This is a genomic window from Lysobacter sp. DMC104, assembly GCF_056313665.1.
The window spans coordinates 132,768-156,235 of sequence record NZ_JBQUZW010000001.1 but is presented as its reverse complement, the minus strand read 5'-3'; the positions used below and the strand labels follow the sequence as shown (position 1 = coordinate 156,235).

20 protein-coding genes are annotated in these 23,468 nt (G+C 70.0%); 11 read left to right on the top strand and 9 right to left on the bottom strand.

Annotated elements, in window-relative coordinates; all coding sequences use genetic code 11:
* The first annotated feature begins 87 nt into the window (after positions 1 to 87).
* Positions 88 to 1,614, top strand: a complete 1,527-nt coding sequence (gene pgi / locus ACT53R_RS00730) for a glucose-6-phosphate isomerase (protein ID WP_476169917.1) — start codon at positions 88 to 90, stop codon at positions 1,612 to 1,614.
* 121 nt (positions 1,615 to 1,735) lie between these two features.
* Here pgi and queG read toward each other — a convergent pair whose 3' ends face one another.
* On the bottom strand, positions 1,736 to 2,821 hold the full coding sequence (queG, locus tag ACT53R_RS00725; protein WP_476170303.1) for a tRNA epoxyqueuosine(34) reductase QueG: 1,086 nt from the start codon (positions 2,819 to 2,821) through the stop codon (positions 1,736 to 1,738).
* 20 nt (positions 2,822 to 2,841) lie between these two features.
* Here queG and ACT53R_RS00720 point away from each other — a divergent pair, with 20 nt between their 5' ends.
* From ACT53R_RS00720 to ACT53R_RS00690, 7 genes are all read left to right on the top strand, one after another.
* On the top strand, positions 2,842 to 4,353 hold the full coding sequence (locus tag ACT53R_RS00720; protein WP_476169916.1) for an NAD(P)H-hydrate dehydratase: 1,512 nt from the start codon (positions 2,842 to 2,844) through the stop codon (positions 4,351 to 4,353).
* A 5-nt stretch (positions 4,354 to 4,358) separates the two neighbouring features.
* Complete coding sequence (gene tsaE / locus ACT53R_RS00715) at positions 4,359 to 4,835, top strand: tRNA (adenosine(37)-N6)-threonylcarbamoyltransferase complex ATPase subunit type 1 TsaE (protein WP_476170302.1); 477 nt, start codon at positions 4,359 to 4,361, stop codon at positions 4,833 to 4,835.
* Between the two features lie 88 nt (positions 4,836 to 4,923).
* A complete protein-coding gene (locus ACT53R_RS00710; RefSeq protein ID WP_476169915.1) occupies positions 4,924 to 6,471 on the top strand; it encodes an N-acetylmuramoyl-L-alanine amidase in 1,548 nt (515 codons plus the stop codon).
* A gap of 88 nt (positions 6,472 to 6,559) precedes the next feature.
* Complete coding sequence (gene mutL, locus ACT53R_RS00705; protein WP_476169914.1) at positions 6,560 to 8,407, top strand: DNA mismatch repair endonuclease MutL; 1,848 nt, start codon at positions 6,560 to 6,562, stop codon at positions 8,405 to 8,407.
* Entirely contained in the window at positions 8,407 to 9,372 is a 966-nt protein-coding gene (locus ACT53R_RS00700) for a DUF1684 domain-containing protein (RefSeq protein ID WP_476169913.1), read from the top strand. The genes mutL and ACT53R_RS00700 overlap by 1 nt, the downstream gene beginning before the upstream one ends.
* A 128-nt stretch (positions 9,373 to 9,500) precedes the next feature.
* Positions 9,501 to 10,430: a DUF1684 domain-containing protein gene (locus ACT53R_RS00695; RefSeq protein ID WP_476170301.1), complete on the top strand. Its 930-nt coding sequence runs from the start codon at positions 9,501 to 9,503 to the stop codon at positions 10,428 to 10,430.
* A gap of 56 nt (positions 10,431 to 10,486) precedes the next feature.
* Entirely contained in the window at positions 10,487 to 11,485 is a 999-nt protein-coding gene (locus tag ACT53R_RS00690) for a TraB/GumN family protein (RefSeq protein WP_476169912.1), read from the top strand.
* 32 nt (positions 11,486 to 11,517) lie between these two features.
* Here ACT53R_RS00690 and ACT53R_RS00685 read toward each other — a convergent pair whose 3' ends face one another.
* The 7 genes from ACT53R_RS00685 to ACT53R_RS00655 form a co-directional block, all read right to left on the bottom strand.
* The gene (locus ACT53R_RS00685; RefSeq protein WP_476169911.1) at positions 11,518 to 12,231 is read right to left on the bottom strand and encodes a hypothetical protein; all 714 of its coding nucleotides are present in this window, start codon (positions 12,229 to 12,231) and stop codon (positions 11,518 to 11,520) included.
* Positions 12,228 to 12,665 carry an Rnf electron transport complex subunit RnfB gene (gene rnfB / locus ACT53R_RS00680; protein WP_476169910.1) on the bottom strand — a complete coding sequence of 146 codons (438 nt, stop codon included), beginning with the start codon at positions 12,663 to 12,665 and terminating at the stop codon, positions 12,228 to 12,230. The genes ACT53R_RS00685 and rnfB overlap by 4 nt, the downstream gene beginning before the upstream one ends.
* Positions 12,662 to 12,940, bottom strand: a complete 279-nt coding sequence (locus ACT53R_RS00675) for a peptidase (protein WP_476169909.1) — start codon at positions 12,938 to 12,940, stop codon at positions 12,662 to 12,664. The genes rnfB and ACT53R_RS00675 overlap by 4 nt, the downstream gene beginning before the upstream one ends.
* A gap of 16 nt (positions 12,941 to 12,956) precedes the next feature.
* On the bottom strand, positions 12,957 to 15,068 hold the full coding sequence (gene metG, locus ACT53R_RS00670) for a methionine--tRNA ligase (protein ID WP_476169908.1): 2,112 nt from the start codon (positions 15,066 to 15,068) through the stop codon (positions 12,957 to 12,959).
* Positions 15,069 to 15,143: 75 nt separating this feature from the next.
* Positions 15,144 to 15,599 (bottom strand): DUF2147 domain-containing protein, encoded by a 456-nt coding sequence (locus ACT53R_RS00665; RefSeq protein ID WP_476170300.1) that lies wholly within the window; start codon positions 15,597 to 15,599, stop codon positions 15,144 to 15,146.
* 96 nt (positions 15,600 to 15,695) lie between these two features.
* Complete coding sequence (locus tag ACT53R_RS00660) at positions 15,696 to 16,133, bottom strand: DUF2147 domain-containing protein (RefSeq protein ID WP_476169907.1); 438 nt, start codon at positions 16,131 to 16,133, stop codon at positions 15,696 to 15,698.
* Between the two features lie 215 nt (positions 16,134 to 16,348).
* Positions 16,349 to 19,234: a TonB-dependent receptor plug domain-containing protein gene (locus tag ACT53R_RS00655; protein WP_476169906.1), complete on the bottom strand. Its 2,886-nt coding sequence runs from the start codon at positions 19,232 to 19,234 to the stop codon at positions 16,349 to 16,351.
* A gap of 208 nt (positions 19,235 to 19,442) precedes the next feature.
* On the opposite strand from ACT53R_RS00655, the gene apbC reads away from it, so the two are divergent.
* The 3 genes from apbC to ACT53R_RS00640 all read left to right on the top strand — a co-directional run bounded on the left by apbC (position 19,443) and on the right by ACT53R_RS00640 (position 22,781).
* Positions 19,443 to 20,309, top strand: coding sequence for an iron-sulfur cluster carrier protein ApbC (gene apbC, locus ACT53R_RS00650; protein ID WP_476169905.1), 867 nt, complete (start codon positions 19,443 to 19,445; stop codon positions 20,307 to 20,309).
* A gap of 101 nt (positions 20,310 to 20,410) precedes the next feature.
* Entirely contained in the window at positions 20,411 to 20,980 is a 570-nt protein-coding gene (dcd, locus tag ACT53R_RS00645; RefSeq protein ID WP_476169904.1) for a dCTP deaminase, read from the top strand.
* A 37-nt stretch (positions 20,981 to 21,017) separates the two neighbouring features.
* Complete coding sequence (locus ACT53R_RS00640; RefSeq protein ID WP_476169903.1) at positions 21,018 to 22,781, top strand: tetratricopeptide repeat-containing sulfotransferase family protein; 1,764 nt, start codon at positions 21,018 to 21,020, stop codon at positions 22,779 to 22,781.
* Here the strand turns inward: ACT53R_RS00640 and ACT53R_RS00635 are convergent.
* Positions 22,762 to 23,064: a hypothetical protein gene (locus ACT53R_RS00635; RefSeq protein WP_476169902.1), complete on the bottom strand. Its 303-nt coding sequence runs from the start codon at positions 23,062 to 23,064 to the stop codon at positions 22,762 to 22,764. The genes ACT53R_RS00640 and ACT53R_RS00635 overlap by 20 nt on opposite strands.
* Positions 23,065 to 23,468: the final 404 nt, after the last annotated feature.

Below are 23,468 nucleotides of genomic sequence, written 5' to 3'. Positions count from 1 at the left end.
CTGGATTCGTATGCAGCGACGGCGTGCGCGTCCCGTCGCGGCGTGATCTGGCAAGATGAGGGCCTCGCGCACGCTTTCGAGGTCGTCATGTCCCTGCCGTCCGAGGCTCTGTCCACCGCGCTGCTGCCGCACGCCCGGCGCCTGGACGCCACGTCCATCGCGCGCCTGATCGCCGACGACCCGACGCGGCCCCGCGATTTCGCGCTGCGTGTCGGTCCGCTGTACGCGAACTTCGCGCGCCAGCATGTCGATCGCGAGGCGGTCGACGTCCTGTTCACGCTGGCCGAGGCCGCGGACCTGTCGTCCGCGATCCGTCGCCTGTTCGACGGCCATCCGGTCAACGCCACCGAAGGTCGCGCCGCGCTGCACACGTCGCTGCGCAGCGAACTCTCCGACACCGTCCACGCCCGCGAGGCGTCCGCGCAGGCGCGCGAAGCACGTGCGCGCATGGCCGCGCTGGTCGCGCAGGTGCGCGCGTCCGGCGTGACCGACGTGGTCAGCGTCGGCATCGGCGGTTCCGACCTCGGTCCGCGACTGGTCGTCGATGCGCTGCACGATGCGGTCGATGGCGCCGCCGGGCTGCGCGTTCACTTCGTGTCCAACGTCGACGGCAACGCGGTACGTCGCGTGCTCGCGCTGCTCGATCCCGCGAAGACCGCGGCGGTGCTGATCTCCAAGACCTTCGGCACACAGGAAACGCTGCTCAACGGTCGCGTGGTGCGCGATTGGCTGGGCGACGACCGCCGCGTCTACGCCGTCAGCGCGAACGTCGACCGCGCCGCCGCGTTCGGCATCGATGCGGATCGCATCCTGCCGATGTGGGACTGGGTCGGTGGCCGCTACTCGTTGTGGTCGGCGGTGGGTTTCCCGATCGCGCTGGCGATCGGCATGGATGGCTTCGAGCGGTTGCTCGCCGGTGCCGCGCTGATGGATGCGCACGTCCACGCGGCGCCGCTGCGCGAGAACCTCGCGGTGTGGCATGCGCTCACCGCAGTCTGGAACCGCAACGCCGAACGCCTTTCCTCGCAGGCCGTGCTGCCCTACGACGAACGCCTGCGCCTGCTGCCGAACTACCTGCAACAACTGGTGATGGAGAGCCTCGGCAAGTCGGTGCGCCTCGACGGCGACCTGCTGACCAACGACACCGTGCCGGTGTGGTGGGGCGGGGCGGGCACCGACACCCAGCACAGCTTCTTCCAGGCGCTGCACCAGGGCACGCAGATCGTGCCGGCCGACTTCATCGGCGTGATCCGTGCCGACCACGCACACGAAGCGAACCACGCCGCGCTGCTCGCCAACCTGCTGGCCCAGACCGAAGCCTTTGCCAACGGACGCGCCAGCGACGACCCGCATCGCGCCTACGCCGGCGATCGCCCGAGCACGCTGCTGCTGCTCGACGCGCTCACGCCCGAATCGCTGGGTGCGCTGATCGCGCTGTACGAGCACAGCGTCTATCTGCAGTCGGTGCTGTGGGGCATCAACGCCTTCGACCAGTTCGGCGTCGAACTCGGCAAGGAAGTCGCGAACGCCCTGCTGCCGGCGCTGCGCGGCGAAGGCGAAGCCGCGGATCCGGTGACGCAGGCGCTGCTGGCGGAGATTCGCGCGCGCTCCTGATCTTTTCCGGTAGAGCGGCCTTCAGGCCGCTGCTGTCAAAACGGCGTTTCTGAAAGAGGCAAGAGCAGCGGCCTGAAGGCCGCTCTACCAGAAGCGCAGCACAGCGGAACTGCGTTGCGCTCTACGCGGCGATGCCGTGTCGCGCCAGCGCCCATGCGACGTGCTCGCGGACCATCGCACTGTCGAAGGTCGTGGCATTGAGGTCGCGACGCGCTTCGAGCGCGGCGACCACCTCGGGCGTCGTCGGGGCATTGCCCAGCGCGATCGCGAGGTTGCGCAGCCAGCGGGCGTAGCCGCTGCGGCGGATCGGCGAGCCTTCGGTGCGCTGCAGGAATTCGTCTTCCGTCCACGCGAACAGATCGACCAGCGACGCCTTGTCGAGATCATTGCGGACGCGGAAGTCCGGTTCGTCGGTGCGCTGCGCGAACTTGTTCCAGGGGCACACGAGCTGGCAGTCGTCGCAGCCGAAGATGCGGTTGCCGATCAGCGGGCGCAGGTCCTCGTCGATCGCGCCTTCGTGTTCGATGGTGAGGTAGGCGATGCAGCGGCGCGCGTCGAGCCGATACGGCGCGACGATCGCCTGCGTCGGGCACACGTCGATGCAGCGCGTGCAGGTGCCGCAGTGCGCGGTCGCCGGCGGATCGACCGGCAGCGGCAGGTCGACGTAGAGTTCGCCGAGGAAGAACCACGAGCCGCCGTCGCGATCGATCAGGCAGGTGTGCTTGCCGATCCAGCCGAGCCCGGCGTTGCGGGCGAGGGCACGCTCCAGCACCGGCGCCGAGTCGACGAACACGCGATGCCCGAACGGGCCGATCTCCGCGGTGACGCGTTCGGCCAGCTTCTGCAGGCGCATGCGCATGAGCTTGTGGTAGTCGCGGCCCAGCGCGTAGCGCGCGACGTAGGCGCGCTCGCCGTCGTCCAGCGTCGCCCAGGCTTCGTCTGGATCGCGGCCGTAGTCGAGGCCGACCGAGACCACGCGCAGCGTGCCCGGCACGAGTTCCGCCGGCCGGCTGCGCTTGTCGCCGTGTTCGGCCATCCAGCGCATCGATCCATGCAGCCCTTGCGATAGCCAGTCGCGCAGATGCGTTTCGTCCTCGTGCAATGCGACGTCGGCGATGCCGCAGCGGCGGAAGCCGAGTTCGGCCGCCAGCGCCTTGATCCGCCCGGCGAGCGTGCTGAGATCGATGTCCGGGTTCGTGGTCACGATGCGGAGTATAGAATCCCGGCATGCGCCCGTTTCCGCTCCACGATCTGCCGAGGCTCTACCGCAGCGGTGCGGTCCGCACCGCCGAGCAGGTCGCGATGGCGCGTTTCGACCTCGACGAGGACGACCTGATGGCGCGCGCCGGCCTCGCGGCCTGGCGCCTGCTGCTGGAGCGCTGGCCGCAGGCGCATCGCATCGGCGTCGCCTGCGGACCGGGCAACAACGGCGGCGACGGCTACGTGCTGGCCGAACTGGCCCGCGCCTCCGGCCGCCACGTGTTCGTGGTGCGCCTGGACGACACGGTGAAGCCCGGCGCCGCGCAGCGCGCGGCCGAGGCTTACGTGCAGGCGGGCGGCGAGGTGGCGACGTACCGCCACGACGGCGCGCTGCCATCGGCCGACGTCTGGGTCGACGCGCTGTTCGGCATCGGCCTGCACCGCGCGCTGGACGGCGCGGCCGCCGACCTCGTCCACGCGTTGAACCACGACGCGCCGATCCTCGCCCTCGACGTGCCGTCCGGCGTCGATGCCGACACCGGCGACGACCACGGCCTGTCCGTCCGCGCCACGATCACGCTGGCGTTCATCGCCGGCAAGCCGGGTCTGTTCACCGGTCGCGGCCGTGCCGCGTCGGGCGAGGTGGTGATCGATCCGCTCGGACTGGCCGACCACGTGTTCGACGATCTCGAACCCGCAGCGCTGCTCGCGCGGACGCCGGCGCTCGCGCACGGGTTCGCGCCGCGCGCCCGCGACGCGCACAAGGGCCATTTCGGCACGGTGCTGTGCATCGGCGGCGATCACGGCTACGGCGGCGCGATCGCGCTGTGCGCCGAAGCCGTGCACCGCGTCGGCGCCGGGCTGGTGAGCGCGGCGACCCGCGCCGAACACGTGCCGGTACTGCTGGGGCGCCGGCCCGAAACCATGGCGCGCGCCGTCGACACCACCGACGCGCTGTGGCCGCTGCTGGATCGCTGCACGGTGATCGCCGTCGGCCCGGGGCTCGGGCACGAGGCGTGGGGTCGGATGCTGCTCGACGCCGCGCTCGCCGCGGGACGTCCGACCGTGGTCGATGCCGATGCCCTCAACCTGCTCGCGGCGACGCCGGAACGCCTGGCGGGGCATCCTCTGGCGGTGTTCACGCCGCATCCGGGCGAGGCGGCGCGCCTGCTCGGGCGCACGGTGTCCGAACTCGAAGCCGATCGCGTCGCTGCCGCGGGCCTGCTGGCAGAGCGCACCGGCGGCGCGGTGGTCTGGAAGGGCGCCGGCACCGTCGTCGCCGCGCCCGGCGCGCTGCCGGTGATCATCGATGCCGGCAACCCGGGCATGGCCGCGGGCGGCATGGGCGACGTGCTGACCGGCACGATCGCCGGCCTGATCGCGCAGGGGATGCCGTCGCGGGAGGCCGCGGTCTGCGGCGCGCTGCTGCATGCCGCGGCCGGCGACGCAGCGGCGCGCGAGGGAGGCGAACGCGGGCTGCTGCCGTCGGACCTGTTCCCGCACCTGCGCCGGCTGGCGAATCCGGGCGCCTCCGCGTGAGCGATGTGGTCGGTTTCTTCCTCCCCGATGCCGACGCCACCGAGTGTCTGGCCCGGGCGCTGGCGCAGACCGCGCCGCGGCCGGCGGTCGTGCTGCTCCATGGCGACCTCGGAGCCGGGAAATCCACGCTGGCCCGCGCCTGGTTGCGCGCGCTGGGCGTGACCGGGGCGATCCGCAGCCCGACATACACGCTCGTCGAGCGCTATCCGCTGGCGGGCGGCGGCGAGGCCCTGCATCTGGACCTGTACCGCATCGGCGACGGTGCCGAGCTGGAATTCCTCGGTCTGGACGACGTCGACGCAGCGTTGTGGCTGGTCGAATGGCCGGAGCGGGGCGGGGACGCGCTGCCGCCGGCCGACCTGCGGATCGCGCTGGCGATGGAGGCCGAGGGGCGGCGTGCGACGCTCGCCCCGGCCGGTCCGACCGGGGCGGCATGGCTGGCACGGTTGTCCACCGACCAGTCGCTTGCCGCACCAACCTGACCCTGAGCGAAAGGAAGTTCCGTCAGGTCACGGATTATCAAGGGAAAACCGCTTGAAAAATCCCCGGGCTGGTGGTTGACTACCGCCCATGCGCGTGAAGGGGATCACTGTTCAGCAGATCATCCTGGGCCTCGCCTTGCTGGCGGCCCTGTGCTGGAACCTTGCCCACGCGAATGAAATCAGCCAGTTGCAGGTGACCGAGGGCCCCACCGGCACCCGTGCCGAGCTTCACCTGCGCGCCGACGCCGCCTATCGCACGCTGCGGCTGTCGAATCCCGAACGCTTCGTCGTCGATCTGCCCGACACCACGGCCGCCCGCCTGCGCCTGCCCGCGCCGGCCGGCGTGATCCGCGCGGTGCGCAGCGGCCAGCCCGCGCCGGGCACCACCCGCATCGTCTTCGATCTCGCCCAGCCGGTCGTGCCGCTGAAGCCGCACGTCGAGCGTGCCGGCGACGGCAGTGTCCGTCTGGTGCTGGAGTGGCCCGGCGACGGCAAGCTCGCCGCGACGCCGCCCGCACCCGCTTCGACGGTGCCGGTTCCGGGCGCACCGACGCCTTCCGCGCCGCAGCCGTCGGCGCCGAGCGCATCCCCGCCCGCCGGCCCGGTCGCGTCCGCGCCGGTCTCGGCGTCGCCGACGAACACCGCGCCCGCGACCAACCGTCCGATGACGCCGGCCGCCCCGGGCGTGCGCCCGGCGATGCCGACGACTCCGCCAGCCTCCGCGTCGCTGCCGCCGGCCGTGCAGGCGCCGCCGCTCGCCGCTGCGCCGCCCGCCGACAAGCCGGCCGACAAGCCCGCGCCGGCCGCCGATCCGCTGCCGCCGCCCGGCAAGCCGCTGCGCGACCTGCGCCCCGGCACGCGGCCGCTGATCATCGCCATCGACGCCGGCCACGGCGGTCAGGATCCGGGTGCGCACGGCCCGACCGGCAAGCGCGAGAAGGACGTCACCCTCGCCATCGCCCGCGAACTGGCCCGTCAGGTCAACGCCACGCCGGGGCTGAAGGCCTACCTCACCCGCGACACCGACGTGTTCCTGCCGCTGCCGCGCCGCACCCAGCTCGCGCGGCAGGCGAAGGCCGACATGTTCATCTCGATCCACGCCGACGCGGCCGAGAACCGCGCCGCCAAGGGCTCGTCGGTGTTCGTGCTGTCGCTGCGCGGTGCGTCCTCGCAGCGCGCGCGCTGGCTGGCCGACAAGGAAAACGCCGCGGACATGATCGGCGGCGGCGTGCTGCCGCGCGCGGACAACACGCTGGCGTCGGTGCTGATCGACCTGACCCAGAGCGGCCAGATGAAGGCGTCCGAAGACGCGGCCGGCCACGTGCTGTCCGGGCTCAAGGCGATCGGCAACAACCACAAGCCGGCGATCGAGCGCGCGAATTTCGCGGTGCTGCGCACCTCGGACATGCCGGCGATGCTGGTCGAGACCGCGTTCATCTCGAACCCGGACGAAGAGAGCCGCCTGACCGATCCCGCCTACCAGCGCACGATCGCGAAGGCCGTGCTGCAGGGCGTGGACACGTATTTCACGCGGCAGCCGCCGCCGGGCACGCTGTACGCGGTCCGTGCCCGTGCGTCCGAGGCCACCGTCGTGGCCAGTGCCGGTGGCCTGACCGCGGGCGGCGGCAGCCCCTGATCGTCGCGATGCGCCCGGTCCGCCTTCGCGGGCGGGCCGGTATCATCCCGGGACTCCCACCCGACGCCTCCCGGCGACCGCGCCCGACGTGACCATCCGCCCGCTGCCCGACACCCTCGTCAACCAGATCGCCGCCGGCGAGGTCATCGAACGCCCGGCGTCGGTGGTGAAGGAACTGGTCGAGAACGCGATCGACGCCGGCGCGCGTCGCATCGACATCGACCTGGAGGAAGGCGGCGTGCGGCTGATCCGCATCCGCGACGATGGCGGCGGCATCGCGCCGGACGAACTGGCGCTCGCGGTGCAGCGGCACGCGACCAGCAAGATCGCGTCGCTGGACGATCTCGAAGGCGTGTCCACGCTCGGTTTCCGCGGCGAGGCGCTGCCGTCGATCGCGTCGGTGAGCCGGTTCCTGATCGCCTCGCGCCGCGCCGACGACGGGCGCGGCACCGCGCTGAACGTCGACGGCGGCAAGGTCGGCGACCCGATCCCGAAGCAGCAGCCGACCGGCACCACCGTCGAGGTGCGCGATCTGTTCTACAACGTGCCGGCACGACGCAAGTTCCTGCGCGCCGAGCGCACCGAGCTGGGTCACATCGAGGAATGGCTGCGGCAGCTGGCGCTGGCGCGACCCGACGTCGAGCTGCGCGTGAGCCACAACGGCAAGCCGCTGCGCCGGTACAAGGGCGATGGCGATGCGCTGTTCTGCGGTGATCGCCTCGCCGACACGCTGGGCGACGAATTCCTGAAGCACGCGCTGCTGATCGACCACGAGGCACCGCTGTCCACCGACAGCCGCAGCGCGATCCGCCTGCGCGGCTGGATCGCGCAGCCGGCGTATTCGCGCGCCGGCACCGACCAGCAGTACCTGTTCGTCAATGGCCGTGCGGTGCGCGACCGCAGCGTGGCGCATGCGGTGAAGCAGGCCTACGCCGACGTGCTGTTCCACGGCCGGCAGCCGGCGTACGTGCTGTTCCTCGACGTCGATCCGCGCCGGGTCGACGTGAACGTGCATCCGGCCAAGCACGAAGTGCGCTTCCGCGATGCGCGCGCCATCCACGATTTCGTCTACCGCACGCTGCAGGCGGCGCTGGCCGAGACCCGCGCCGGCGCATCGGCAGGCGCGATGCCGGCGGAAGCGCTGCCCACGTTCGGCGCGGCGCCGTCGACGTCCGCCGACCCGAATGCCGGTGCGCCATCGCCGATGACCTGGAACCGGCCGATGCCGCAGACCGGCCTCGGCCTGCGCGTGGACGACGCCCGCGCGGCGTACGCGGCGCTGTACGCCGGGCCGCCGTCGTCCTCGCCGCAGCCCGCGGTGCGGCCGCTGCCGGACACTGCCGACGGCGAAGTGCCGCCGCTGGGCTACGCGGTCGCGCAACTGCACGGCATCTATATCCTCAGCGAGACCGCGGACGGCCTGGTCGTGGTCGACATGCATGCTGCGCACGAGCGCATCGGCTACGAGAAGCTGAAGGCCGCGCACGACGGCGTCGGCGTGCGCGTGCAGCCGCTGCTGGTGCCGCAGACGCTGGCGGTGTCCGAGCGCGAGGCCGAGGCCGCGGAGCGCGAGGCGGAGACGCTGGCGTCGCTGGGCTTCGAAGTCACCCGCAGCGGCCCGCAGACGCTGACGCTGCGCGGCGTGCCGGCACTGCTGGCCGACGGCGACATCGAGGCGCTGCTGCGCGACGTGGTCGCCGATCTGGTCGAACACGGCGCCTCGCGCCGCGTCGCCGGTGCGCGCGACGAACTGCTGGCGACGATGGCCTGCCACGGCGCGGTGCGCGCCAACCGCCGACTCACGCTGCCGGAGATGAACGCACTGCTGCGCGAGATGGAAGCCACCGAGCGTTCCGGACAATGCAATCATGGCCGTCCGACCTGGGCGGCCTTCACCTTGGGCGAGATCGATCGCTGGTTCCTGAGAGGACGCTGATGAAGATCAAACACGTGGCCGGCGCGATGCTGGCGGGCCTGATCGCGATGACCGGCTGCGACCGCGCGCCGGCGCCGCCCGCGGCCTCGACGGCGCCCGCGCCGACGCCTGCCGCAGCCGCATCGGTCCCGGCCGACTATGCCGCTGGCGAAGACGCGTGGCGGCGCGAACAGGACGCCGCGCTGCGCGATCCCGAAAACAGTTGGTTGACCGTGGTCGGCCTGCACTGGGTGACGCCGCAGACCCGCACCGTCGGCAGCGCCGAAGGCCAGGACCTGCGTCTCGCGCTGGGGCCGGCCCGTCTGGGCATCGTGAACCTGGACGGCAAGCAACTGCATTTCACGCCGGCCCCGGCGGTCGACGTGACCGTGGACGGCAAGCCGGTCGTCGGTCGCATCGCGTTGCAGGACGACAAGTCCGGCGCACCGACGCGTCTGTCCTACGACGGCGGCAAGGGCACGCTGTGGGTGATCGAGCGCTCGGGCCGCTACGGCCTGCGCGAACGTCACCAGGACGCCCCGGCGCTGAAGGCCGTGGTGCCGCAGGCGTACTGGCCGGTCGATCCGTCGTGGCGCGTCGAGGCGACGTTCGAGCCCCACCCGGTGGGCACCACGATCGAGATCGTCAACGTGATCGGCGATCGCAATCAGGTGCCGAACCCCGGTGCGCTGGTGTTCACGCGCGACGGCAAGACCTTCCGCATGGAAGTGACCGGCGAGAAGCTGTCCGAGCTGTCGGGCGTGTTCGCCGATCGCACCAATGGTCGCGAAAGCTACGGCGCCGGGCGCTTCATCGACCCGCAGGGCCCGGATGCGCAGGGCCGCTACGTGCTCGACTTCAACCGCGCCTACAACCCGCCGTGTGCGTTCACCGCGTTCGCGACCTGTCCGCTGCCGCCGCCGTCGAACCGCCTGGACCTCGCGGTGACCGCCGGCGAGAAGAAATATCCCGGCGGCGCACACTGAGCGCTGCGCCGACGATGACGATGTCCATCGCATCGCTGTCCACCACATCCTGCGCCAACGGAGGGCGCCACACGATGTCCGCGAGCACTGCCATGCCATTCCCCGCATCCCGCGTTCCGTTCCGGCCGATGCAGGCCGTCGTCGTCGCGACGCTGCTGCTCGTCGCGCTCGCCGGCTGCGGCGACAAGGCCGGCCAGAAGGCCGCCGCGCCCAGCGCCGAGGAGCAGCAGTACATCGCCGGCGAACAGCTGTGGCGCACGCAGCGCCGCGAGGCGCTGATCACGCCCGATGGCTGGACCACGCTGGTCGGCCTGCACTGGCTCACGCTGAAGTCGCACTACATCGGCAGCGGCGAGCGCAGCGGCATCCGCCTTGCGGCAGGCCCCGTGGCGCTGGGCATGGTCACCCGCAACAACGGGGCGGTGACGTTCACGCCCGAACGCGGTCTGGTGCTCACGCTCGACGGCCAGCCGCTGACCGCCTCGCGGGTGGAGCTGCGCACCGATCGCGACGGTCCGGCCAGCGTGATCGGCTTCGACGACGGCCGTGGCCAGATGACGGTGATCGATCGCGCCGGCAACCTCGCGCTGCGGATCAAGCACGCCGACGCGCTCACCCGCACGCAGTTCAAGGGGCTCGAGTACTGGCCGCCGCAGCGCGACTGGCGGATCACGGCGAAGTTCATTCCGCATCCGGCCGGCACCACGCTGGACGTGGTCGACATGGCCGGCATGACCGAGACGCTGCCGAACCCCGGCGCGCTCGAATTCCAGCGCGACGGCCGCACCTTCCAGCTCGAGACGATCGACGAAGGCGACGAGACGCTGTCGGTGATCTTCGCCGACAACACCAGCGGTCACGAGACTTACGGCCAGGGGCGGCGCATCGACGTGCTGCGTCCCGACACCAGCGGCCAGGTGGTGATCGACTTCAACCGCGCCTACAACCCGCCCGCGGCCTTCACGCTGTTCTCGACCTGCGCGCTGCCGCCGAACCAGAACCGGATCGACCTGTCGATCACCGCCGGCGAGAAGCGCTACGGCGGCCCGCGCCAGTGACCACTCCTCCGATCGCACCGTCCCCCGGCGATGCCCCCTCCCGCACAAGGATTTCCATGCGCCTGTTCCCGTCGTCCCGAATGATCCGCACCTTCGCGCCCGCGCTGCTCGCCGTGGCGCTGCTGCCGGCGCTCGCCGGCGCCGCCGGCAAGCCGGCCGCCGCGTCCGCGTCCGCGTCGACGGCCACGCCGCCGGTGCCGCTGCTGTGGAAGGTGTCCGACGCGGACAACACGATCTACCTGCTCGGCTCGTTCCACGTGCTGAAGGCCGACGACTACCCGCTGTCGAAGGACATCGACACTGCGTTCGACGACGCCGAGGCGCTGGCGTTCGAGATCGCGCCGGAGGAAATGACCTCGCCGCAGCTCGGCATGGCGATGGCCAAGGCGGCGCTGCGTACCGACGGCAAGCGGCTGGGTGACACGCTGCCGCCGGAAACCGCGAAGCAGTTCGATGCCTGGGTGGCCGCGAACGGCGACGCGCTGATGAAGAGCGGCATCCCCGGCCCGGCGCTGCAGATGTTCGAGCCGTGGTTCGCCGGCATGATCGTGTCGCTCACCGAGATGGGCAAGTTCGGGCTCGATCCCGCCAACGGCCTCGACATGCGCATGATCCAGCGCGCGGCCGGCGCGTCGAAGCCGGCGACGGGGCTGGAGCTGGGCAGCGACCAGATCGCGCTGTTCGACGGCATGGAACCCGACCAGCAGGTGCAGTTCCTGCAGGAATCGCTGGGTGATGCCGAAGGCGCGCGCAAGGAGATCGAGACGCTGCACGCCGACTGGCGCCGCGGCGATGCCAAGGCGCTGTGGAACGGTATGGCGGCGGACATGCGCGCGAAGTACCCGGCGCTCTACAAGCGCATTAACGTCGCGCGCAACGACGCCTGGGTGCCGAAGCTCCAGCGCATGCTCGATGACGCGCACGGCAAGGACACGCTGGTGGTGGTCGGCAGTCTGCACCTGCTCGGCAGCGACGGCGTCGTCGAGAAACTGCGCGCGAAGGGCTACAAGGTCGAGCGCATCTGCTCGGCCTGCACCGACCTGTCGGCGAAGTGAGGCGCTGACCGTGCTGCGGCGGCGGTCGCGGCTCAGCCGCGACCGCTGCGTTCGCGCAGGTTGTCGAGGATGACGATCTTCTGCCAGATCTTCGACGACAGTCCGGTGGCCAGGCCCTGGATGTCGTTGACCGCGGCGAGCACCTCGCTGTCGTCGAGATCCTGCGCATACAGCGCGGCGATCTTGCTGAGGATCGACAGCAGTTCGCTGCAGTAGTCGAGGTAGCGCGACAGCCCGAAGGCGTCGAGGTCGTGCCGCGGCGACGAGGCCGTCGCGGCCTCGGGCGAAAGAAGATGTTCCGGATCCTTGGTCAACTGGTGCATGTCGATCACGTGCGCCAGGCTGCGCAGCTGGTGCAGCGCGCGCAGGGCCGCAGCGCGCTGCTTGCGTGCCTCCAGCGAGAACAGGAACACCACGGCGATGCCGAGGAACACGACGTCGTTCACCGCCGACTCGACGATCTGCAGCAGCGGGAACAGCTCGAGTCGCGACGACGTGGCCGGCATCGTGACGACCATTGCGACCAGCATCGCCGCGCCGAGCGCGAGCACGGCCCAGATCCACAGCCGCTGCGCGGGGCGCGGCCGGCGGATCGCCTCGATCTTCGCGCTGGTTTCCTCGGCCACCGCCAGCACTTCGCCGGCGACCTTCGACAGCCCGGATTCGGGGAAACGTTCGCGGATGCGGGCGCTGAGCCGCGCGGCGGTGGCGATGATCGCCTGCGGATCGAGCGCGCGGTAACTCACGCCGACGCGGTGTCCGTCGCCGCGACAGTTGCCGCGACCAGCACGATGCAGTCGACCGGGCAGGCCGGGATGCACAGCTCGCAGCCGGTGCACAGCGGTTCGATCACCACGTGCATGTGCTTGGCCGCGCCGATGATGGCGTCGACCGGGCAGGCCTGGATGCATTTGGTGCAGCCGATGCAGTCGTCCTCGACCACGAGCGCCACCTGCGGCGGCTTGTGCGTGCCGCGCGTGCGGTCGTACGGGCGCGCGGGCACGCCCAGCACGCGCGCCAGCGCGCGGGCGCCGGCGTCGCCGCCGGGCGGGCAGCGGTCGATGTCCGCCTCGCCGCGCGCCATCGCCTCGGCGTAGGGCCGGCAGCCGGCGAAGCCGCACTGGCCGCACTGCGTCTGCGGCAACAGCCGGTCGAGGCGTTCGACGAGATCGACGGTCACGGCGTGGCCGGCGCGTCCTTCGCGTTGCACCAGGCGTCGTAGCCGGCGGGCGTGTTGTCGAAGCCCTTGTCCTTCGCCAGCTCCCACGGCCGCACGCACTGCTGCTCGCGCGCGCACCAGGCGTAGCCGGCGGCGGGCAGGCAGCCGTGCGCATCGCGGTCGCCGCCGATCGGGCGCGGCGCGTCGGCAGGCGCCGCGGGCGTGTCGTGCGACGTGCCCGCGCAGGCGGCGAGCGCGAGGCAGGCGAGGGCGGACAGCACGCGAATCGACGTCATCTGAGCATCTCCTCGATCAACGGACGGGCATGCCGGGCTGCGCGCCGGCATCGGCATCCAGCAGCGCGAGCGCGCCACCGTCGAAGCCGGCGGAGAGGATCATCCCCTCGCTCAGGCCGAAGCGCATCTTGCGCGGCGCGAGGTTGGCGATGAACACCACGTTGCGGCCGACGAGCTTCTCCGGCTCGCCGTAGCTGCCGCGGATGCCGGAGAAGATCTGGCGCTTGCCGAGTTCGCCGGCGTCCAGCTCGAAGCGCAGCAGCTTGTCCGAACCCTCGACGAACTCGCAGGCCAGCACCTTGCCGATGCGCAGATCGAGCTTCGCGAAATCGTCGATGCCGATGTACGCCGGCGCGTCGGTTTTGGCCGGGTCAACGGACTTTTCGGCGGGCTTGGCCGCGGCGGCTTCGGGCTTCTTCGCCGGTGCGGCGGGGGCGGCGGGCTGCAGCGATTCCTTGGAGGCTTCGGTCATGGCGTCGATCTGTTTCGGGTCGATTCGGGTGAAGAGCGGGGTGTAGGGCTGGATGGCGTGACTGAGCAGCGGCGCGTCGAGGTCCGACCACTGCGAGACCGGCGACGCGAGGAAGGCTTCGGCCTGTGCCGCGATGTTCGGCAGCACCGGCTTGAGGTAGGTCGCGATCAGGCGGAACAGGTTGAGCGCGGTCGTGCACACGGCGTGCAGGCGTTCGCTGCTGCCGGCGACCTCGGTCTGCTTCGCGATCGCCCACGGCGCGCTGTCGGCGACGTAGGCGTTGGCTTCGTCGCAGGCTTCCATGATCGTGCGCAGCGCCGCGGCGGCGTTGTTCGCGGCGTAGGCGTCGACGATGGCCTCGCGGCGCGCGAGTGTCGTTGCGTACAGTTCCGCGCCGCGGCCGGCTTCGAGCGCGGTGCCGAGACGCCCGTCGAACTGCTTCGCGATGAACCCCGCGCAGCGGCTGGCGATGTTGACGAACTTGCCGACGACGTCGCTGTTGATGCGCGCGACGAAATCGCCGAGGTTGAGATCGAGATCGTCGACGCCGCCGCTGGTCTTGGTCGCGAAGTAGTAACGCAGCGCCTCTGGCGGCAGGCCGGCGTCGAGGTAGGTCTTCGCCATCACGAACGTGCCGCGCGACTTCGACATCTTGGCGCCGTCGACGGTCAGGTAGCCGTTGACGTGCAGCTTCGTCGGCGTGCGGAAGCCGCTGCCCTTCAGTACCGCCGGCCAGAACAGGCCATGGAAGTTGACGATGTCCTTGCCGATGAAGTGGTGCATCTCGGCGGTGCTGCCGGCGCGGGTGAAGGCGTCGAAGTCGTGGCCCTTCGCGTCGCACAGCGCCTTGAAGCTGCTGAGGTAGCCGATCGGCGCGTCCAGCCAGACGTAGAAGTACTTGCCCGGCTGGCCGGGGATCTCGAAGCCGAAGTAGGGCGCGTCGCGCGAGATGTCCCACGGGCGCAGGCCGCCCTCGGCGTCCAGCCATTCCTGCAGCTTGGCCTTCACGCCGGAGACGGCGACGTCGCCGGACAGCCACTCGCGCAGGAAGTCCTGGAACTGGCCCAGCTCGAAGAAGAAATGCTCCGACGCGCGCAGCTCTGGCGTGGCACCGCTGATGACCGAGCGCGGGTCCTTGAGGTCGGTCGGCGCGTAGGTGGCGCCGCAGACCTCGCAGTTGTCGCCGTACTGGTCGGCGCTGTTGCAGTTCGGGCAGATGCCCTTCACGTAGCGATCGGGCAGGAACATGCCCTTGGCCGGGTCGTAGAACTGCTGCACGGACTTGCGGCCGATGTGGCCGTTGGCTTCCAGCTTCAGGTAGATCGCCTCGGTGATCGCGCGGTTGCCGGCCGAGTTCGTCGAATCGAAATGGTCGAACGCGACGCCGAACGCGGCGAAGTCGCGCTCGTGGGCGACCTGCACGTCGGCGATGAAGGTTTCCGGCGTGACGCCGGCCTTTTCGGCCGCCAGCATGATCGGCGTGCCGTGGGTGTCGTCGGCGCAGACGAAGTGCACCGTGTCCCCGGACATTCGACGCGCGCGCACCCAGATGTCGGCCTGGATGTAGCCCACCAGATGGCCGAGGTGGATCTGGCCGTTGGCGTAGGGCAGGGCGTTGGTGACGAGCACCTGCGGTCGGTCGGACGCGGGAGACATGGGCGGGTCGCACTCCGGGGGAAACGGTCGGCGATTATCGCACGCCCCCCGCGGCCGCCCCGCCCCCGGCGCGGGTCACTCGCGTTGCCACACCTGCGTGCGGCCCAGCAGCGAGAAGCCGAGGAAACCGCGGACCTCCAGTTTCCGGCCGCCGTCGATCGGCGTCATCTTCACTGAATACTCCTTGCCGTTCTCCGGGTCGAGGATGTGGCCGTCGCCCCAGACGCCGTCGTCGGGCTTCAGCCCCCAGGCGATGGTCATGCCGACCATGGGCTGGTTGTGGCGCTGGCCCTTGCATGCCTTGCAGACCGGGTTCGGCCCGTCCTTGAGGTCGAGGATGCGCACGATTCTGGCCGACAGCGTGCCGTTGCCGGCGTCGGCGATCTCGATCACCGCCTTGGGCTTGCCGGTGGCGTCGTCGATGCTGCGCCAGCGGCCGAGCGGCGACGACTGGGCGAAGGCGAGCGCGGGCAGCAGGCAGGCGAAGGCGACGGCGACGGCGACGGCGACGGCGACGAGGATGCGGGCGATGCGGGGCATGGGACGGGTTCCGGAGACAGGCAAGGAAACGGCCCGGACGCCTGCGCGGCCGGGCCGTGTCGATCGATGCGGTGCGTGTGCAGCCGATCAGGGGACGCGGACCCAGGTCCCCGTCTTGCAGAACACCATCACGCAGCCGGTGACTTCCAGCTTGTTGCCGTCGGCGCTGAGCTTGACCGACTTGACCTTGAAGCTGCGGTCCTCGGAAGGCTTGTAGCCGTTGCCGCCGCCCCAGCCGCCGGCGATCGGCTTCAGGTTCCACAGGGTGACGATGCCGACGATCGGCTTGCCCTTGTACGAGCCGCTGCAGTCGGCGCAGGTCGGCGGCAGGCCGAGGTTCTCGACGATCTTCGCCGCGAGCGTGCCGTTCTGGGTCTTGTAGATCTCGGAGATCGTCATCGGCTTGCCGGTCTCGTCGTCGAGCGTCTTCCAGCGGCCGATCGGCGACGGCGATTCCGCCGACGCCGTGAAGGACGCGGCGAGCAGCGTCAGCGCGAGCGGCATGAGGATGGATTTGATGCGCATGGTTCCCCTCCCAGGGCGTTGGATCTCGTTGTCGTGTCTTGCGTCGGCGGAACCGGGCGCGGCGCCCGGGCCGGAGCGGTTCTTTATACCGTATCCGGCGGGGGTGGGAAGCGGCGGTCCGGCCTGATTTCGGGTCGATTGGGCAAGGTGAATGCCCGGAAAGGAAAGAGCCCGGCGGATGCCGGGCTCTTCCAGTGACGCGTGGCAGTGCGGGATCAGTTGATCTTGTAGCTCAGTTCCAGGCCGATCTCGCGACCGACCGGGCTGTAGTCCTGCCAGAAGTACGGATAGGAATTGAACGTGCCGTCGTTCGGGTGGATGTGGTCGAAGATGTTGTTGATGTTGCCGCGGACGTAGAGCTTGTCCGTGATCTTCTTGCCCACCGTCATGTTCCAGGTGATGTTCGGACCCGTGCGGCTGCCGATGCGGCCGGTGGTGAAGTTGGTGTTGTTCGGGTTCCAGATCGGGAAGCTGCCGGTGCGGTTCATGAACACCGTGGCGTCCCAGTCGCCCTTCGACCAGTTGGTCGACCAGCGGACTCGGCTGCGGTAGTCGCTGGTCGAGTTGAGGTCGCGGTAGCTGATCAGCGGATCACCCACGGACGCGCGCTGGGTCTGCTCCAGCGTGTGCGACCAGTTGAGCGAGGTCGTGAACTTGCCGAAACGCTCGGTATCGAGGCGGTAGTTCACCGTGGCGTCGATGCCCTTGGTGCCTTGCTCAGCGAGGTTGATCGGCCCGCTGCGGATTTCGGTGATCGCGTTGGTGTTCGGATCACGCGAGATGCGCGAGAGCGTCTCGGCACAGAACGCGGAGCCCGGAGCGAACGGGAAGTTCGAACCGTTCGGGTACTTGCCGGTGCCCGACAGGCAGCCGTATTCCGCGTTGAGGATCGACGTGCCGGACTGCACCGTCACCACGTCCTCCAACTGGATGCTGTAGTAGTCCGCCGACACCGACAGCGAATCGGTGATGTCCCACACCACGCCGGCCGTCCACGACTTGCCGGTCTGCTCGCGCAGGCCGGGCTGGCCTTCGGACGTGGTGAACGCCGAGTAGTTGTAGGTGGCACCGGCGCCCGAGCAGACACCCGCCGGGATGCTGGCCTGGAAACAGCGGTAGTAGTCCGTGATCGCACCGAAGCTGCCGCTGCGCTCGGAGAAGATGTAGTGCATGTCCGGCGCCTTGAAGCTCGTGGCGTAGTTGCCGCGGATCAGCAGACCCTCGACCGGACGGTACTCGAAGCCCGCAGCCCACGTCGCGGCGCCGTTCACGTCGGTGATGTCGTCGTAGCGGTCGTAACGCGCGGCGAGGCTCAGTTCCAGCGAGCTGATCACGGGGACGCGCAGTTCCGCGCCGGCCGCGTACTTCGAGCGCTTGCCGCCGCCGCCGGTGCCGGTGAGATTGTAGATCTCGCGCACCGACGGGAAGATCCGGGCGTCGGCCTTGAGGTCATAGGACTGGCGGCTGGCTTCCAGCACGGCCGCGAAGCCCACGGGGCCGGCCGGCAGTTCGAACAGGTCGCCGGTCAGCACGAAGCTGGTCGCGGCGTTGTCCGAGGTGCCGTGGTACTTGACCATCGTCGACATCGACGCGTAGTCGGCGGCCGAGATCGGGCCGTAGAAACGGTCGAGGTTCAGGCGGTAGATCGGCAGGCCGTTGGGCACGCCGGGGATACCACTGGTGGTCCCCAGGCGCGAACCGAGGAAGTAGGCCGTCGCACCGCTGACGGTCAGGCGCGGACGCTCGCGCTTGGCGTCGTACTTGGCACCGCCGATGGTCCACTCCCAATCGAAGCGGTCGGCGATGGTGCCGCGCAGGCCGAACCCCAGATCGTACGAGTTCTCCTCGAATTTCTGGAACGTGCCTTCGCTGCCGCCGTAGCTTTCGGGCGTCAGCGCGCGGATCGGCAGGATGCGCAGGCCGAGGTTGGGGTCGTAGAACGAGGCGTTCGGCTGCGGACCGCCGAACCACTGCTCGACGCCGCCGCTCAGGCGCGAGCGCGAATGGAACACCATCGCGGTCGCCCAGGCTTCCAGATTGTCGTTGAACTGGTAGTTGCCGTAGACGTAGCCCGACAGGTCGTTGTTGCCGTTGAGCACGGTCTGCTCGGCGGGGTAACGGTCATAGCCGCAGCCCGGGCCCAGCGTCGCGCCGGTCACGGTGCTGGTGTAGGTATGCGGGCGGTAGAAGCTGCTGCCGCTGCAGGTGCGGCCGGCCGGCTGCACGTAGCCCAAGGTGCCACCCGAAGAACTCAGGCGACGGATCTGGATGCCGATCGGCGGCTGGTAGCCGCCCAGGCCCGGGGTGCCGTTCACGCCCGGAGGCGCCGGATTGTCCTCGGCCGAATCCATGAAGTCGCGCTGATAGCCCCACAGCGGTTCGGCGTTGAAGGACTCGAGGGCGTAGACCACGCTCCAGTTGTCGCCGGTCTTGCCGCCGACCCACTGCAGGTCGCCGATGTCGCGGCCGCCCTGGGTGCTGGTCTGGCCCTTGAGCTTCAGCAGGTTGCCTTCGAAATTCCGCTTCAGGATCACGTTCACCACGCCCGCGACGGCGTCGGAACCGTAGATGGCGGAAGCGCCGCCGGCGAGGATTTCGATGCGCTCGACCGCGGCGGCCGGAATGCTGTTGAAGTTCTGGAAGTTGCTGCGGCCGTTGTACGGGAACGGATAGTCGTTCGCGCGGCGACCGTTGATGAGCAGCAGCGTGAAGCCCGGGCCGAGGCCGCGCAGGTTGATCACGCTGGCGTTCGGCGTGAAGCCGCCCGCGGCGTTGAAGTCGTTCTGGCCGAAACCGGTGTTCTGGCTGAGCGTCTGCAGCGCGTCGAAGACAGTGTTGAAGCCTTCCTTTTCGATCTGGGCGGCGCTGATCACCGTCACCGGCGACGGGCCTTCGACTTCGGCGCGCTTGATGCGGCTGCCGACGACTTCGATCTTGTCGAGGGTCTGCTGGGCCTCGCCATCCTGCCGGGCGGCGGGCTGCGGCTTCTGGTCGTCGCCGGCGGCGTCCTGCGCGAGGGCGGCGCCAGAGAACAGGAGGCCGGCGATGATGGCGCTGGTGAGCGGGAGGCGCCGCAGGCGGCGCGGGTCGTTCGGATTCATGGGTTCCCCGGTATGTCGATGAAAAGATTGCGGTCCAGAGGGTTTTTCCCCACCCCCTGTCTCCTGAACTTAACATGATGTTAACGGTCATGTCATGTGGCCGTGGAAGCGGCCAATCCCGGCAATCCGGGGGGATTTCCGAGGGCGATCCGCACGGTTCCAGACAGCCCGATTGGCGGGCTTCCCCGCGGCCGGCGACAATGGCGGCATGACCACCGCCTCCCGTTTGCCCGCCCACGCCGTCCAGCCCGGCCTCGCCCCGCTGCCGCGGGTCCGCAACCTCATCGCCGTCGGTTCCGGCAAGGGCGGGGTGGGCAAGTCCACCACCGCCGTGAATCTGGCCGTGGCCCTGGCCGGTCTGGGCTACCGGGTCGGCGTGCTCGATGCCGACATCTACGGCCCCAGCATCCCGACCATGCTCGGCCTCGAGGGCCGGCCGGACAGCCCGGACGGCAAGTCCATCGTGCCGATGCGCGCTCACGGCGTGGAAACGATGTCGATCGGCTTCCTCGTCGAGCAGGACACGCCGATGATCTGGCGCGGGCCGATGGCCACCTCGGCCCTGACCCAGCTCCTGAACGACACCCGCTGGGGCGAACCCGGCGACGAAGGTCTCGACGTGCTGGTCGTGGACCTGCCGCCGGGCACCGGCGACATCCAGCTGACGCTGGCGCAGAAGATCCCGGTGGCCGGCGCGGTCATCGTCACCACCCCGCAGGACGTGGCCACGCTCGACGCGCGCAAGGCGCTGAAGATGTTCGAGAAGGTCAACGTGCCGGTGCTGGGGCTGGTCGAGAACATGGCCCAGCACGTCTGCTCGAACTGCGGCCATGTCGAACACCTGTTCGGCCACGGCGGCGGCGAACGCATGGCGGCGCAGTACGGCGTGCCGCTGCTGGGCGCGCTGCCGCTGGAGATCGACATCCGCGAGCAGGGCGACGCCGGCACGCCGGTCGTCCGGGCGAAGCCCGACGGCGCTGCGGCCGCGGCGTATCGCGCGCTCGCCGCACGTGTGCTGGAGGTCCTCGCGGAGCGTCCGCGGGTGCGCGCGGGCATCGGCGCGAGCCTGGTCTGACCGGCTACGCCGTCGCGCCCATCCGCGGGTCGACGGCATCGGTCCCGTAGAATCCCCCTTCTTTCCGCATCACTTCAGGGCCCCCGGGCCGGGAACACCGCATGAGCATCAAGAGCGACCGCTGGATCCGCCGCATGGCCGAGACGCAGGGCATGATCGAGCCCTTCGAGCCCGGTCAGGTCAAGCATGCCGCGGACGGCCAGCGCATCGTCAGTTACGGCACGTCCAGCTACGGCTACGACGTGCGCTGCTCGCGCGAGTTCAAGATCTTCACCAACATCAACTCCACGATCGTCGATCCGAAGGCGTTCGATCCCAGCAGCTTCGTCGACGTCGTCTCCGACGTCTGCATCATCCCGCCGAATTCCTTCGCGCTGGCGCGTACCGTCGAATACTTCCGCATCCCGCGCGACGTGCTGGTGGTGTGCCTCGGCAAGAGCACCTACGCGCGCTGCGGCATCATCGTCAACGTGACGCCGCTGGAACCGGAATGGGAAGGCCACGTCACCCTCGAATTCAGCAACACCACGCCGCTGCCGGCGCGCATCTACGCCAACGAAGGCGTGGCGCAGATGCTGTTCTTCCAGTCCGACGAAGTCTGCGAGACCTCGTACCGCGACCGCGGCGGCAAGTACCAGGGCCAGACCGGCGTGACGCTGCCGCGGACGTGATCCACGCCTGTCCTTTCGTTGCCACGGACGCACGGCGATGACCGATCTCCCGCTTCGCCTCCAGCAGGTTTACGGCCTGCTGCAGCAATCCCGCCTGCTTGAAGCCGAGCAGGCGATCCAGCCGCTGCTGCGCGAGTTCCCGCAACAGCCGGCGGTGTTCCGCGTGCTGGCGACGCTGCAGCAGATGGCCGGCCGCCACGACGCCGCGATCGAAGCGATGCGGCTCGCGGTGTCGCTGGCGCCGGGCGAGGCGTCACTGCAGCTTGATCTGGGCCAGGTGCTGGCCGGTGTCGATCGCGTGGACGAGGCGATCGCCGCGTTCAACACAGCGGTCGAACGGCAACCCGGACTGGTCGGCGGCTGGTACCTGCTCGGCATGACCCTGTACGGCGCGAAGCGCGATGGCGAGGCGCTGTCCGCACTGCGTCGCGCGAACGCGCTGGCGCCGGAGCAGCCGCAGATCCTGCGCGCGCTGGCGGAAGCCGAGTACGCGGTCGAACACCATGCCGAGGCGCTCGCGCTGTTCGACCGCATCGCCGCGGCCGGGCAGGGCAGCGATCCCGGCGTGCCGCTGCGCCGCTCGCAGTGCCAGCGCCACCTCGGCACGCCCGAGCGTGCACTGGCGACGGTGCGCGAGGGCGTCGCACGTTTCCCCGACCAGGCGCCGCTGTGGCTGGAACTGGGCTGGGTGCAGGAAGACCTCGGCGACGCCGACGAAGCGCAGGCGGCCTACGCGCGCGCCCATGCGCTGGCGCCCGACTGGGGCGATCCGCTGGGCTCGGCGATCGCGCTGGCGCGCGCAGCTGCATCCGAGGACCTCGTGCGCAGGGCCGAGGCGATGAGTGCCGATGCCGCCGTGCCGGGTCCGCAGCGCGCCTACCTGCATCACGTGCTCGGCAAGCGCGAGGACGCGCGTGGCGAATACGCCGCCGCCGCGACCCACTGGGCCGAAGCCAACCGCCTTCGCCGCGAGAGCGACGGTGGCTTCGATCGTGCCGACCTCACCGCCAAGGTCGACGCCGCGATCGCCGCGTTCACGCCAGAACGTCTGGCCGCGCGCCAGCGCGAGGCGCTGCACGATCCGCGTCCGATGTTCGTGCTCGGCATGCCGCGCAGCGGCACCACGCTGGCGGAGCAGATCCTCGCCGCGCATCCCGCGGTGCACGGCTGCGGCGAGCGCACCGGCATCGTCGCGATCACGCAAACCCTGTCGGACGAGCGCGGCGCGGGCTGGATGCAGCGGCTGGAGGACATCCCGCCGGACTGGCTGCGCAGCCGCGCCGAGGCCTATCTCGCCGGTGCCGGCGAGGCGGCGAAGGACGCGCAACGTCTCGTCGACAAGCAGCCCTACAACTTCCTGCACGTCGGCCTGATCGCGATGCTGTTCGCCGATGCGCGCATCGTCTGGTGCCGGCGCGATCCGCGCGACATCGCGCTGTCGATCTTCAGCGAGAGTTTCTCGCCGCTGTCGACCTACGCGACCGACCTCGACGACATCGCGTTCATGATCGCGGAACAGGAACGTCTGATGCGCCATTGGCAGGCGGTGTCGCCGCTGCCGATCCTCGAACTGCGCTACGAGGACGTGGTCGCCGACACCGACGCGCAGATCCGCCGCCTGATCGACTTCGCCGGCATGCCGTGGGATGACCGCTGCCTGGCCTTCCACGCCAGCGGCCGCTCGGTGCAGACGCTGAGTCGCTGGCAGGTGCGCCAGCCGGTGCATGCGCGCTCGGTCGGACGCTGGCGCCGCTATCCGCAGTGGTTCGGCGGCGACGACGTCACGGCTTCTGGTACGTGACGAAGAAGCCCTGCAGGTCGCCGTTCTCGATGTACGGCTGCACGCTGACCACCTTGTAACCGTATTTCGCGAACGCGCTGTGCGCCTTCGTGAGGCTGTTCGCCGCGCCCTGGTTGCGCATGCCCCAGGATGCTTCGACCCAGAGCGTGACCGCGGGCAGGTTGGCCGCCTGTGCTTCCTCGGCGACGGTTTCGGGCTTCTTCGCGAATACGCCCGCCTGCGCGGACGGCGCGAGGAAGGCGAGGGCGAGCAGGGCGGTGCAAAGGGCGGATGCGAAGCGCATGGCGGAACTCCGGTGCGGGGATGCATCGAACTTTAGCCGCAGAGCGGGTCGTCGCGAGTGTTTGACTGTGGTCAACCCCATCCCCACCCCGCCCCTCCCCTTGAAGGGGAGGGAGCAGAGCGCGGCACTTTGCAGTGCTTCGCTCGATGGAAAAAACGGTGTATCGAAGCCCCCTTTTCCGAAGTGCGGGTGCCGCGCAGCGCCTCTCTCCGAATGACAGGCCGGATGCGCGTTGATCTGCATGCTGCGTCACGAGATCGAATCCGCGCTGGTGCGAAGTGCGCTGCGATGCGAGCCATTCCGGTCCCTGAAGCACAACGCAAGACGGGCCCACGCCTTGAAGCCCTCCCCTTCAAGGGGAGGGTTTGGGTGGGGATGGGGTGGGCTGTGGCAGACAGCATCGA